General features: G+C 39.6%; 10 protein-coding genes. 2 read left to right on the forward strand and 8 right to left on the reverse strand.

Annotation, left to right across the window (positions count from 1 at the left end; genetic code table 11):
• Positions 1–21 precede the first annotated feature (21 nt).
• From IGJ49_RS08950 to rpmG, 7 genes are all read right to left on the reverse strand, one after another.
• Positions 22–705 (reverse strand): response regulator transcription factor, encoded by a 684-nt coding sequence (locus tag IGJ49_RS08950; RefSeq protein WP_010735133.1) that lies wholly within the window; start codon positions 703–705, stop codon positions 22–24.
• A complete protein-coding gene (locus IGJ49_RS08955) occupies positions 683–3,307 on the reverse strand; it encodes a DUF4118 domain-containing protein (RefSeq protein WP_438723187.1) in 2,625 nt (874 codons plus the stop codon). The genes IGJ49_RS08950 and IGJ49_RS08955 overlap by 23 nt, the downstream gene beginning before the upstream one ends.
• Before the next feature lie 27 nt (positions 3,308–3,334).
• Positions 3,335–3,856 carry a potassium-transporting ATPase subunit C gene (locus IGJ49_RS08960; protein ID WP_023519889.1) on the reverse strand — a complete coding sequence of 174 codons (522 nt, stop codon included), beginning with the start codon at positions 3,854–3,856 and terminating at the stop codon, positions 3,335–3,337.
• 36 nt (positions 3,857–3,892) lie between these two features.
• The gene (kdpB, locus tag IGJ49_RS08965) at positions 3,893–5,923 is read right to left on the reverse strand and encodes a potassium-transporting ATPase subunit KdpB (protein WP_108145759.1); all 2,031 of its coding nucleotides are present in this window, start codon (positions 5,921–5,923) and stop codon (positions 3,893–3,895) included.
• Between the two features lie 15 nt (positions 5,924–5,938).
• Positions 5,939–7,615 (reverse strand): potassium-transporting ATPase subunit KdpA, encoded by a 1,677-nt coding sequence (kdpA, locus tag IGJ49_RS08970; protein WP_375152358.1) that lies wholly within the window; start codon positions 7,613–7,615, stop codon positions 5,939–5,941.
• A 315-nt stretch (positions 7,616–7,930) separates the two neighbouring features.
• On the reverse strand, positions 7,931–8,422 hold the full coding sequence (locus IGJ49_RS08975) for a dihydrofolate reductase (protein WP_010735128.1): 492 nt from the start codon (positions 8,420–8,422) through the stop codon (positions 7,931–7,933).
• 82 nt (positions 8,423–8,504) lie between these two features.
• Complete coding sequence (rpmG, locus tag IGJ49_RS08980) at positions 8,505–8,669, reverse strand: 50S ribosomal protein L33 (RefSeq protein WP_373865805.1); 165 nt, start codon at positions 8,667–8,669, stop codon at positions 8,505–8,507.
• 217 nt (positions 8,670–8,886) lie between these two features.
• On the opposite strand from rpmG, the gene IGJ49_RS08985 reads away from it, so the two are divergent.
• Positions 8,887–9,333, forward strand: coding sequence for a DUF2188 domain-containing protein (locus IGJ49_RS08985; RefSeq protein ID WP_010735127.1), 447 nt, complete (start codon positions 8,887–8,889; stop codon positions 9,331–9,333).
• A gap of 126 nt (positions 9,334–9,459) precedes the next feature.
• Here the strand turns inward: IGJ49_RS08985 and asnB are convergent, their stop codons facing one another.
• Entirely contained in the window at positions 9,460–11,355 is a 1,896-nt protein-coding gene (gene asnB, locus IGJ49_RS08990; protein ID WP_010735126.1) for an asparagine synthase (glutamine-hydrolyzing), read from the reverse strand.
• 651 nt (positions 11,356–12,006) lie between these two features.
• On the opposite strand from asnB, the gene IGJ49_RS08995 reads away from it, so the two are divergent.
• Positions 12,007–12,567, forward strand: a complete 561-nt coding sequence (locus IGJ49_RS08995; RefSeq protein WP_010735125.1) for a hypothetical protein — start codon at positions 12,007–12,009, stop codon at positions 12,565–12,567.
• The last annotated feature ends 92 nt before the right edge of the window (positions 12,568–12,659 follow it).

Genomic DNA, 12,659 nt, shown 5'->3' on the forward strand with positions numbered 1-12,659 from the left:
ATTCAATTTGTTTGTCGCTTACTAAGAATTTCGGTAATCACGTAACCGATAGCCAACTCCGATCTCAGTGATCAAATATTCTGGACGAATGGTATTTTTCTCGATTTTTTTCCGAATGTTTGACATATTCACTCGCAACACTTGGGAATCTGTTCCATAAGGCCCCCAAACTTCTGATGTTAATACGCGATAAGTGACGACCTTCCCAAGGTGTTGGAATAATACGAGCAAAATGCGATATTCATTCTTAGTGAGATGGATCGGTTCTCCTGCTTTGGTTAACAGTTGGCTTTCTGTGTCCAAAGTCAATTCACCATTGGTGATGACTGAAGGTAATTCCTCTTGTTTACGATGACGAAAAGCGGTTCTGATCCTAGCAAGTAATTCATTCATCCCAAAAGGTTTAGTGACGTAATCATCAGCACCGAGATCGAGGGCTTTGACTTTTTCATGCTCGTTGTTTCGCGCTGAGATCACGATCAACGGTGTAGCCAGTCGTTTACGAATGATTTTCAATAATTCGATGCCATCAATGTCTGGCAAACCTAAATCGAGCAAAATCAAGTCAAAGGAATCTTCTTGGAACACATGCAAAGCTTCCATGCCTGTTGTGGCAATCGTAACGTGATAATGTTCTTTTGCCAACACGACTTCCATAAAATCAGTGATCGTTGGGTCATCTTCAATCAATAGTACTTTCCTCATGTAACGTCACCTCCTCACTCTTGTTCAAATAGATGCGAACCACTGTTTTCCCTTCTGATACAGCCATCTCTAATTTCCCATTATGGGCATGGATGATGGTTTTGACAATACTTAATCCAATGCCAAGACCATTTTTTGAATCGATTGGTACTTCTTCTTCATTAGATAGATTCATCTGGATTTTTTCATATTGCTTCAATGAGATTTCACCATCATTCTTCACTTCGCAAATGACCTGTTGTCCCTCTTGAAACACGCTAACTTCTACTTGCCCTTGTGTCGATCCATGACGAAACGCATTTTCCACCAGATTGAACATCGCTTGCTCAATCAAGATAGGGTCAACTTCGACAAATAAAACCTCTGTCGGTAAATGAACCAATAGTTCCTTGTCAGGATAAACTTTTGTGACATGTTCATAGACTGCTTCGATGATTTCCTCAATCGGTTCTGTTGTTTTTTTCACTTGCATCGTGTCCATATTGATCCGTGTGATCGACAACAGATTCTCCACCATTCGAATCAACCATTGGGATTCTGTCTGGATATCGGTCAGCAATTTTTGGCGCGTTGCTTGTTTCAGCTCTTCATCTGTTTGCAAGAGTGTTTCTGCAATCCCAGAAATCGCAGTCAATGGTGTACGCAAATCATGGGAGATCGCACGTAATAAATTACTGCGAACTTTTTCACGTTCATTTTCTAACTCAATTTGTTCTTTTTCATTCTTAAGCTCTGTTTGCTCTAAGATAACAGCAAGCTGGGTCAACACTAACCGTAAATAATTCAATTGACTATCCTCGATCGGCAGCCCGCGACTGCGACGAATCCCTAAAACAGCTAACGTCTTACCATTTGCGACAATCGGTAAATAAAAACCTTTTGCGCCACTTAATGTATCCGTTCCATAACCTGAGTCTTTTTGATTTTTAGCCGTCCAATAAGCTACTGCTGCCTCTTCTGGATGATCGAGTAAAAATGGGGCATCTTTTGGTGTATATTGGCTTAGCTTGATGGCATGTTTATCAAAGAAAATCACTTCCCGATCCAATAGCCTACCTAAATAAGTGGCAGATAATTCAACGATTTGTTGCTGGTCTTCTGCTAAAACAAACTGCTTGTTCAGTTCATACAGAATTTCCATCTGTTGTTCTTTTTCTCTGGCATGGACAGCCTGTTTTTTCAGACGAACCATCAAATTACTGATCATCAATGCAACGATCAGCATGATGACTAAAGTAATCGGATAACCTTGTTTATATACGGTCAAGGAATACAGCGGCTCGACAAAAAACCAGTTGAAAGCTAAGACACTTAAAATAGAAGATAATGCGCTCCAAAAATAGCCAGAGGTCAAACGGGCAACAAGTAAGATAAAGAAAATGTACACCAACATCAAGTTTTGTTCTCCAAAGTGAAGATATTGCATTACTTCAGTCAAGAGCGTTGCTACGAACACACAGATCAATGAAATCGCAAAATCTTTTCCTCCCCCTTCCACTAGTTTCTTGGAATGGGAAAGGATGGTTGAACGTTTTTCTTTATAAGGAATCAAGTGAAGTTCAGTTTCTGGCAATCGTTTGAGCAGTCGTACATCCAGCTCTTCTGAAAACAATCGCTCCGTCCACGGTTTCGCCAAATTTTTACCGATGATCAAATCGGTTGCGCCGACCAGTTTAGCATATTCGACGATCGTTTCAAATGAATGGTCCTCCTCGATTACCACGACTTCTGCGCCAAGTTTCTCCGCTAAGTCATTCGTCCCTTGTAAACGATCATCGGAACGAATGTATAGCACGATCCATTCTGCCCCCAAGCCTTGAGCTAACCGAGCAGTCCACCGAATACTTTTCTCAGCCATTTTAGGGAAAGCATCTTGAACGATCGTGATCAATTTACTTTGGACACCATTTGTTTTACCGATCACACGATTGATATGATCCGAAGCCCGTTGAATCGCTAGACCTCGTAACTGTTCCAATTTTTTAGGAATAAAGAAGTGCTGCAAGGCGCGTTTTGCATTTTCATCAGCATAGATTTTCCCTTGCGCTAAACGATCGATCAATTCATCTGGTTCCACATCGATCACCTTCAATGTCGCCTGTTGGAAAAACGTATCCGGAACCGTTTCTTTTACTTCGATCCCAGTCACTTCTTCAACGATATCATTCAAGCTTTCAATATGTTGGACGTTGATCGTCGTATGGACATTGATTCCTGCATTCAATAATTCTTCGATATCTTGATATCGCTTGCGATTTCTTGATCCTGGCGCATTACTATGGGCTAATTCATCGATCAAAACGATCTCTGGCTGACGTTTGATAATGGCATCGATATTAGGTTCACTCAAAGTCAGCCCCTTATACGTCACTTCTTTTAAAGGAATCTGTGGTAATCCTTCTAATAATTGGTTCGTATCCGGGCGATCATGAGGTTCGATGTAGCCTACCACAATGTCTTTACCTAGTACGCTCAGCTCTTGTGCTTCCGCCAGCATTGCATACGTCTTGCCGACTCCCGCCGCGAAACCAAAATACACCCGTAGACGTCCTCGGCTTTTTTCACGCTGGTGTAACATTTCTGAAACATCCTGTCTTTCCATCTTTGTTTCTCCTAACCCCTCTACCACCTACATGTTATCAAGTGACAGATTCAATTCAAGCACGTTGACAAACATTCGATCTGAAAACCAATCTTTTTGTGCTTTTTCCTGTATTATAGCACGAATCTTAGTAACGTCTTCTCCCCGCTCTTTAGCGATACGAGAGACTTGACTTTCTGCGGCTACCACACTGATATGCGGATCAACACCGCTTGCAGAGTTTGTGACTAAATCGATTGGGATCTCCGTAGTTTGATTGCTTTGTTGTGCCAATTTCGTTTTATCTTCTACTAATTTCTTTTGCTCCGATGAGGTTGGTGAAAGTTGGGTCACGTCTTGCCCTCTTCCACTAAAATAAGCTGCCTGTTGAAAGGATTGTCCAATCAACGAAGAGCCAACCACCTTCCCTGAAACGACTTCCTGACTACCATTGGCTTGATGAGCAAAGAAAAGTTGACCGATACCAGTAACAGCGACGGTGTATAGCCCACCGAGGAGTAGGATGCTGAGGAATAAAAAACTAAGCTGTGCTCTAAGGATCTTTTTCATAGGTGAATTCCTTCTTTCTGCAAAATGTCTTTCTTTTTATATTAAGAAAAAGCTCAAAACGAGATCGATCAGTTTGATGAATATGAATGGGGCAATTAAACCACCTAATCCATAGACCAATAGATTATGCCGCAAAATCTGACTGGCAGGTTTTTCTGTATACTTGACTCCTTTTAACGCTAAAGGAATCAATGCGACAATAATCACTGCATTATAGATAACAGCCGATAAAATCGCCGTAAGAGGACTACCTAATGCCATGATATTCAATTGGGCCAATTCGGGATAGATCCCATAAAACAAGACTGGGATCACAGCAAAATATTTTGCGACGTCATTTGCAATACTAAATGTGGTCAAAGCACCTCTAGTCATCAATAATTGTTTACCGATACGTACGACCTTCAATAGCTTCGTTGGACTAGAATCTAAATCGATCATATTGCCCGCTTCTTTTGCTGCTTGTGTCCCTGTATTCATCGCCACTGCCACATCCGCTTGTGCTAATGCTGGCGCATCATTCGTTCCATCACCTGTCATTGCTACAAGATGACCTTTTTCTTGATAGTCACGAATAAGATCCATTTTATTTTCAGGTGTTGCTTCTGCGAGAAAGTCGTCGACCCCCGCCTCAGCCGCAATCGCCGCTGCTGTCAAAGGATTATCTCCTGTGATCATGATAGTTTTAATCCCCATTTTACGCATATCTGCGAAGTTTTCCTGTACGCCATTTTTTACAATATCTTTGAGATAAATGACCCCCATCACTTGATCATTTTTTACAACCACCAAAGGAGTTCCGCCAGCTTGGGCAACTTTTGCAACGATGTGATCACATTCTTCTGGATATTGTCCACCACGTGCCTGCACATATTTCTTGATCGTATCTGCGGCACCTTTACGGATCTGATCGCCACGATAATCCATGCCGCTCATGCGGGTTTGCGCACTAAAATCAATGAATTTCACTTCAGATTTTTCAAAAATACGTTCCCGCAAAGCAAATTTTTCTTTAGCTAAAATGACAATACTGCGGCCTTCTGCCGTCTCATCTGCTAAAGATGAAAGTTGTGCTGCATCAGCTAATTGTTGTTCTGTGACGCCATTGACCGGTAAAAACTCACTTGCCCGACGATTTCCTAAAGTAATCGTTCCTGTTTTATCTAACAGTAATACATCAACATCTCCCGCTGCTTCGATGGCACGACCACTCATTGCAATCACGTTTTCTTTCGTTAATCGACTCATTCCAGCAATTCCGATCGATGAAATCAATGCACCGATCGTCGTTGGCGCTAAACATACGAATAAAGCAATGACAACGATCGTCGCAATCGGCGCCCCTTTACCTGACAGCTGACTACTGAATTCGGTAAAAGGAACTAAACTAACAGAGACCGCTAAAAAGATGATCGTTAACGTGATCAAAAAGATTTGTAACCCGATCTCATTCGGGGTTTTCTTTCGTTGTGTCCCTTCCACCATTGAAATCATTTGATCTAAAAAGGAGTGTCCATTTTCGGATGTCACACGGATCACCAAGTAATCAGAAACCACCGTCGTCCCACCAGTAACGGCACTTCGATCGCCCCCTGATTCACGGATTACTGGCGCTGATTCCCCTGTAATGGCACTTTCGTCCACTGAAGCAGCTCCTTCGATTACATCACCATCCGCCGGAATTTGTTGACCCGATACTACGTAAATCAGATCCCCCTTTTTGAGATCAGAAGATTTGATTTCAATAAATTCTTGGTTTTCAATGTCTTCTAAGCGATTGATCTTATAAGTGACTACTTCTTTTTTTGCTTGCTTCAAGCTATTTGCTTGCGCTTTTCCGCGACCTTCTGCCACTGCTTCGGCAAAATTTGCAAACAATAAAGTGATCCATAACAAACAGGTGATCGTTATAGTAAACCATAAAGGCACGGTTGTTTGTTCAAAACAAAGGATCGTCGCTAAGATCGCTCCGATGTAGACCATGAACATCACTGGGTTTTTGATTTGTTGTCTTGGGTCTAATTTGACAAAGGCTTCTTTGATTGCCCATACATAAATAGTTTTCATTTGATTTTACTCCTTCTAACTTAAGGTAAAATGATCAGCGATCGGACCTAATGCCAACGCTGGTAAAAAGCTCAATGCTCCGACAACAAGGATAACGATCATCAACATGGAGATGAATGTGCCATTCGTTGTTGAAAGTGTTCCATCATTGATCGCGATGGTTTTCTTCCTTCCCATGTTTTCAGCCAAGAACAAAATAGCAACGATCGGAATGTAGCGAGAGCACAACATCAAGACACTTCCTAAAAGATTTAGAAACGATTTATCTGCCGTCAACCCACCAAATGTACTCCCGTTATTATTTGCTAGAGAAGTCACATTATAAAGCAACTCACTAAATCCATGAGGCCCTTTATTGGTCAACCAAGTTAAAACATCAGGATGCAGTGAAACTGCCATCGTACCAAACAACGTCAATAATACTGGCGTCAAAATCACTAAACTAGCCATCTTGATATCGAAAGCCTCGATTTTCTTGCCTAAATATTCTGGCGTACGCCCGACAAGTAGCCCAGCGATAAAAACCGTCAGTAGTAGAAATGCCAACATGCCATATAATCCACTACCCACACCACCAAAGATGATCTCCCCTAATTGCATCAAGAAAAGCGGAATACCACCACCGAGAGGCGTAAAACTGTCCAACATCGCATTGACTGATCCATTCGATGCCGCTGTTGTGCTAACAGCCCATAAGCTTGACCAACCCACACCAAAACGTACTTCTTTTCCTTCCGTATTCAGTGAACCCAGAACATCCGTAAAAGCGGGCCCATGATATTCACTAATTGCTACACCTACAAAAGCTGCAAAAAGAAAAACAAACGAAACGATCAAAATCGTTCGACCTTGTTTCCATTCTTTGACCCAATAGCCAAAAGCAAAAATTAATGCAGTAGGTATCAACAAGATGGCGAGATTCTCGATGAAATTAGAAAAAATCGTCGGATTCTCAAATGGATGAGCGGAATTTGCACCAAAAAATCCACCACCATTGGTTCCTAATTGCTTGATGGCTACTTGACTGGCCACAGGTCCTAGATACAACCATAAAGATTCTCCAGATAGACCAGTGTATGACATCCCATGACTAAACGTTTGAACCACGCCTTGGGAAATCAGAAGTACAGCAGTAATTAATGAAAGTGGTAAAAAAATGTAAAGCAAACTGCGTACTAGATCTTGCCAAAAATTGCCCAGTTGGCTTGATTTCCTTTGGATGATGCCGCGGATCAATGCACAAAGAACCGCTAAACCTACAGCTGCTGACAAGAAATTTTGAACAGTCAAACCAAGCATTTGCGTCGTATTCGACAGTGTCACTTCTCCTGCGTAAGCTTGCCAGTTGGTATTTGTCACAAAACTAACAGCTGTATTCACGGCTAAATCAAATGACAGATTTTCCACGCCATTATTGCCAGGAAGCCAACCTTGGACCATCAATAATCCGGTTAAAAATAGCAAAGAACAGATTCCAATACCCAACACATGCGCTAAATAGCGCTTCGCCGTCATTTTCTTTTGACTCTCAGGACCAATCAATTGATAAAAAAAGCGTTCGATTGGTTGGATGAAACGTACATATTTTGGTGTTTCCCCTGTCATGATCAACTTGATGTACCACCCAAGAGGTGCGGCTAAAACGAGTAGAATAAAAAAGAAAAACAACCCTTGAAATACTGCACTCATCATTGCTCTTCCCCCTTAAATAAAAACCAAAATAGATAAGCTAACAAAATAATACTGATACAACCTAAAAATAAGATCATTTTCTTCCTCTCCTTTGTTTTCATCATAGACAAAGGACTATAAAGATAGTGTTAATATTCAAGAAATTTCTTTATATGTTCTTTATACAACACAAAAAAACAGCTAAACCTTAAGGAGCAACGCTCGCTTGACTTAGCTGTTTCTCTATAAATAAGACAAAAAAAAGATGCTCCCATGATCTTGAACATCTCCCTTTATTTCTTTCAATCCTCCATTTTATGCATCAATGATCAGAGCTTACTTTCTTACCCATTTTTGGAAGCGATGGGCATAATGGTTTTCTTGATCCGTGATACCGATATGTTCTTCTGCTAGTTCAAAATCACTAAAGTCGATCTCTCCAATATACGTATCTCCTTCAAACTCACCATCGATCAGTGTTCGCCAAATAATCCCAGTCTGGGGCAATAGTTCTTGAAAGATCCGACTTCCACCAGAAACATAAATATCTTCTGAAACAGTCTCCGCAAAAGCCAATAATTCATCGATCGAATGCATGACTTCTGCATTTTCTTTGACCTCAAAATCTTCTTGGGTAGTCAACACGATGATGTGGCGATAAGGAAGAGATAGGTCGCCCATGCCTTCATATGTTTTACGCCCCATCACTAATAAACGATCCACCGTATGTTCTCTGAAAAAACGCATATCATTTGGCAAACGCCAAGGCAATAACCCATCTTTACCGATCAACCCATTCTTGTCTTGGGCCCACATGGAAATAAACATTTTGACTCGCTCCTTTCATCTACTACTTGATTATACTAAAAATAAAAAAGCTTGGGTACAGACCCAAACTTTTTTAGACATATTATTTTGTTTCGCGGTGCAAAGTAACTTTACGTTCGCGTGGGCAATATTTTTGCTTTTCCAAACGATCAGGATTGTTACGTTTGTTTTTGTTAGTTAGGTAGTTACGTTCTTTACAAGAAGTACACTCTAAAGTAATGTTTACGCGCATGATTTTCCCTCCCATTTATACTAGAATCCTCTAAGATGACTCTCAGACTTGATTATCTTACCATGATTTTTATCAGATTGCTAGCCTTTTTCACGATTTTGTTAAGTAGTTCTACTTGACGAGCAAAAAATAAGCATAGCAAAAATTGAAACAGATGATTTTTCTTTTTACCAAGTTGAGATTACACTTGTTATAGTAGTAAAATCAATTATTCTTTTAGGAGGAGTTAACTATGCCTTGGAATATGAAAGATTTTCCACCAGCCATGAAGAACTTGGAAGAATTGACCAAAAAGAAAGCAATCGATATCGGCAATGCGCTTTTAGATGAAGGCTATCCTGATGATCGTGCAATCCCGATTGCGATCAGTCAAGCGAAAGAATGGGTTGAAAGTGCAGATGAGAAAGAGAAGAAAGCTTTCTCAAAAGAGAAAAATCCACAAAAAAATGACAAGCATGATAGCAATCCGCGAGCAGCCAAATTATTAGACGCCACAGTCGAAGTCAAATTCGAAGAAGATCATTGGATCGTTCGCTCTAAAGGCGCTGAAAAAGCAAGCAATCACTTCGATCATAAAGAAGACGCCATTGAAAAAGGAAAAGAAGTAGCTCGTAATAAAGAAACATCCTTGATGATCTATAAAAAAGATGGCACATTTGAGCGAGAAGTCCATTACTGATTGTATACTATCGTACCTTTGAATAAAAAATCAACCTAGTCCGATTTACGGCAAAAAACGAAGAGTCTGCCCATTATGGATCGGCACTCTTCGTTTTTGCGTTCAATAGAAACATAGTTGGATCGTCTAAACTGTTACATATTGGATCGGTTCAGCTTGAGGAATCGTTTCATCCACAAAATAAACTTTGTACCACGTCAAGAAACTGAAAATCGTCCAAATCTTACGCTGTTCTTCACTTCTACCTTCATGATGGTCATCAAGTAATTTGATGATCTTCGCTTGATCAAAGAACTCTTTCGCAAAATCAGCTTCAAATAATTCTTTTACTTGGTGATAGCCATGTTCTTCTTTCAGCCAAGCTTTGATCGGTACAGGGAAACCAAGTTTTACACGATTTGACCATTCTTCAGGCAGATGCTTGTTCGCAGCTTGTCTAAAGACATCTTTTGTATTGTTTTGATTCAATAAATACTTACTTGGGATTTGTTGCGCTAATTTCATTACTTCGATATCAAGAAGTGGTACCCGCACTTCCAGTGAACTTGCCATTGAAAGTTTATCGGCTTTTAACAAAATATCTTTTGGCATCCATTGGTGTAAATCAACATATTGCATCTTGTTGATCTCGTCTTGGATTCCTTCCGTTTTCGCATAATGTTCTGCCATGATTTCTTTGACTGTTGGGGCTTGTTGAAATTCTGGCGTCAACAAGTTGGCCGCTTCGTTTTCTTCAAAGATCCGTGCATGTCCGATAAAATATTCTTTGGCAGGCGCTAAAGATTCATATAGATGAATCCTACCATGGAAATTACGCATCTTACCGATTTTTCTACCTAAGTTATAGCGAGTGCCTTTCGGTAATTTTTTCAATCCTTGAGCAATCACTCGGATAAATTTTGAATTTGTGTGGAAGCCATATGATTGATAGCCAGCAAATAATTCATCTGCCCCCTCACCAGATTGGACCACTCGTACACTTTGTGCCGCAAGATTCGCTAAGAAATATAACGGTACACAAGATGGATTAGAATCTGGTTCATCTAAATGGTATTGGATCAAAGGGAAAGCCTTAAACGACATGTCTCCATCAATGACAGCTGCGGTGTTATCCAAGTCAAGCATTTCTGTTAATTTACGTGCCTCGATTGCTTCATTATAGGTTTTATCATCAAAGCCTATTGAGAATGAATGGTCTGGTTTCAAAACAGAAGTCACATAACTTGAATCGACCCCACTTGATAAGAACGAGCCAACTTCCACATCACTGATCGTGTGTGCTTCGATCGATGCTTTCACAGTTTCATCAATTTGATCGATCCATTCTTGACGGCTTTGTGTGCCTTTTTCTTCAAAGTTCGCATCCCAATACTGTTGGATATCCATGTGGCCATCTTTGTAAGTGAAATAATGACCTTCTGGTAAACGATAGACGCCTTTAAAGAATGTTTCCCCATTTAAAGGAGAATATTGGAACGTCATATATGGTTTCAATGCTTCCCGATTCAATTCTTTATTGAAGTCTGGATGTGGTAAAAAACTCTTGATTTCAGAACCAAACATCAAAGTTCCGTTCATTTCAGCATAGTAATACGGTTTGATCCCAAAATGATCTCTTGCACCGAATAATTCTTTTTTCTCATTATCCCAAATCGCAAAAGCAAACATCCCACGTACTTTTTGCAATAACTCAGTTCCCCATTCTTCATAGCCATGTAATAAAACTTCTGTATCAGCATGGGTTTTAAAAATATGACCTGCATCGATCAATTCTTTTCTAAGTGGTTGATAGTTGTAGATTTCTCCATTAAAAATAATGATTTTTGTTTGGTCTTCATTGTAAATAGGCTGTGTGCCCCCTTCTAAGTCAATAATACTTAGACGTCTAAAACCCAAAGCCACATCACGATCAATGTATTCACCTGAACTATTCGGTCCGCGGTGAATGATGCGATCCATCATGTCATTGATGATTGCTTTTTTATTATCTTTGTCATTAACAAATCCTACGATTCCGCACATTTATTTCACATCCTACTAAAATTACTATTCCATTATTATGTCCACATGAATCTTATCACAGGAAGGCATCCAGAATGAATGATTTTCACTCTTACAATTTCGTCACATGAAAACAAATAAAATGAAAAATCTCTATCTTTAAAAAAAGTAGACTCAACAATTAATTTAACATGTTTTATCCTAGGAAGCTACTGGATTCTCCTATAGTTTACAAATATTTCATGTTATTCATAAATAGGGAGATTTTTGTAGACGTATATCTTCAAAATAACAAGCGATTTCATTTTTTATTTCAATCTAAAATCTTCTTTACTTGCGCTTTGATAGGATACCTTTTATCCATCACTGTCTTTTACGTCAGCATGTAAGAAAATCATCATGCGAGAAAAAAAGTCAGTTATTCTGTTTGGTAGAAACGAGAACTACTCGGCACAATATTAAAAAAACTTTTTATTTGCCTCTTATTACATTTGAAAATAACTAAGTATCTCTTTGTACTACCTGCTTCACTATACAGAGTAGGTAAATTTCAAGTAATAAAATTCAATATACAATAACTGTAACCTGCTATCAAATCACTTGACGAAAAAACGAATTTCGGAGATGCTCAATTTAAGAACATATTTTATTTTAAAGTTAGGAAGGATGAACATGAAAATCGGAAAAGTACTATTAGGGATATTGTTAGGGGTAACAACTATTATTGGGGCATTTATATTAGGTATCATGCTATTCCCGTTATTTGCACCAGAAATCCAAAACACGACAATTCAAGAAGCCACAAATACTTCACAGGCAAAAAGTACCGAACGTTCATTAACCACAACAGAAACAACAAGCCCAAATGATCAACAGCTGGTAAATCAAACACCTACACAAGGACAAACCCCAGATCCAATTTTGGAAAAGGCATTAAATACACCTGCTACACCATTGAGCGCCTTTAGCTCAGATCCTTATGATTGGGATTTAAATCAAGCGAATATCACGAACGGCACCGCTCAGTCTATCGGCTGGATTCAAGCAGAAGACGCAACTGGAAGAATAGAGGTAGAATACCACTGCTTCGCTTGCGACACGAATTGGAGCGGTAGAAATTACGCCTATGAATGGAATGGCCAAACGACGACAACTAAAATAACTCCTTTTACAATCGTTGGAACACCTTGCGAACATCAAAAATCCTTAAAAAATCATGGCTATATTAGTTGATTTCAGATAAATAGAAAATCTATCTAAAAAAGAGAACAGATTACTTGAATACAAGAAAACAAGCGCACAAACCAAAAAAGACTACACCGTCG

The organism is Enterococcus sp. AZ171 (genome assembly GCF_051714005.1).
Classification (GTDB): Bacteria; Bacillota; Bacilli; order Lactobacillales; family Enterococcaceae; genus Enterococcus_B; species Enterococcus_B pernyi.

What these genes read in the sequence shown, in the direction of transcription:
- IGJ49_RS08950 (WP_010735133.1), bottom strand. Translation starts at nt 705, where the DNA reads ATGAGGAAAGTACTATTGATTGAAGATGACCCAACGATCACTGATTTT.
- IGJ49_RS08955 (WP_438723187.1), bottom strand. Translation starts at nt 3,307, where the DNA reads ATGGAAAGACAGGATGTTTCAGAAATGTTACACCAGCGTGAAAAAAGC.
- IGJ49_RS08960 (WP_023519889.1), bottom strand. Translation starts at nt 3,856, where the DNA reads ATGAAAAAGATCCTTAGAGCACAGCTTAGTTTTTTATTCCTCAGCATC.
- kdpB (WP_108145759.1), bottom strand. Translation starts at nt 5,923, where the DNA reads ATGAAAACTATTTATGTATGGGCAATCAAAGAAGCCTTTGTCAAATTA.
- kdpA (WP_375152358.1), bottom strand. Translation starts at nt 7,615, where the DNA reads ATGATGAGTGCAGTATTTCAAGGGTTGTTTTTCTTTTTTATTCTACTC.
- IGJ49_RS08975 (WP_010735128.1), bottom strand. Translation starts at nt 8,422, where the DNA reads ATGTTTATTTCCATGTGGGCCCAAGACAAGAATGGGTTGATCGGTAAA.
- rpmG (WP_373865805.1), bottom strand. Translation starts at nt 8,669, where the DNA reads ATGGGAGGGAAAATCATGCGCGTAAACATTACTTTAGAGTGTACTTCT.
- IGJ49_RS08985 (WP_010735127.1), top strand. Translation starts at nt 8,887, where the DNA reads ATGCCTTGGAATATGAAAGATTTTCCACCAGCCATGAAGAACTTGGAA.
- asnB (WP_010735126.1), bottom strand. Translation starts at nt 11,355, where the DNA reads ATGTGCGGAATCGTAGGATTTGTTAATGACAAAGATAATAAAAAAGCA.
- IGJ49_RS08995 (WP_010735125.1), top strand. Translation starts at nt 12,007, where the DNA reads ATGAAAATCGGAAAAGTACTATTAGGGATATTGTTAGGGGTAACAACT.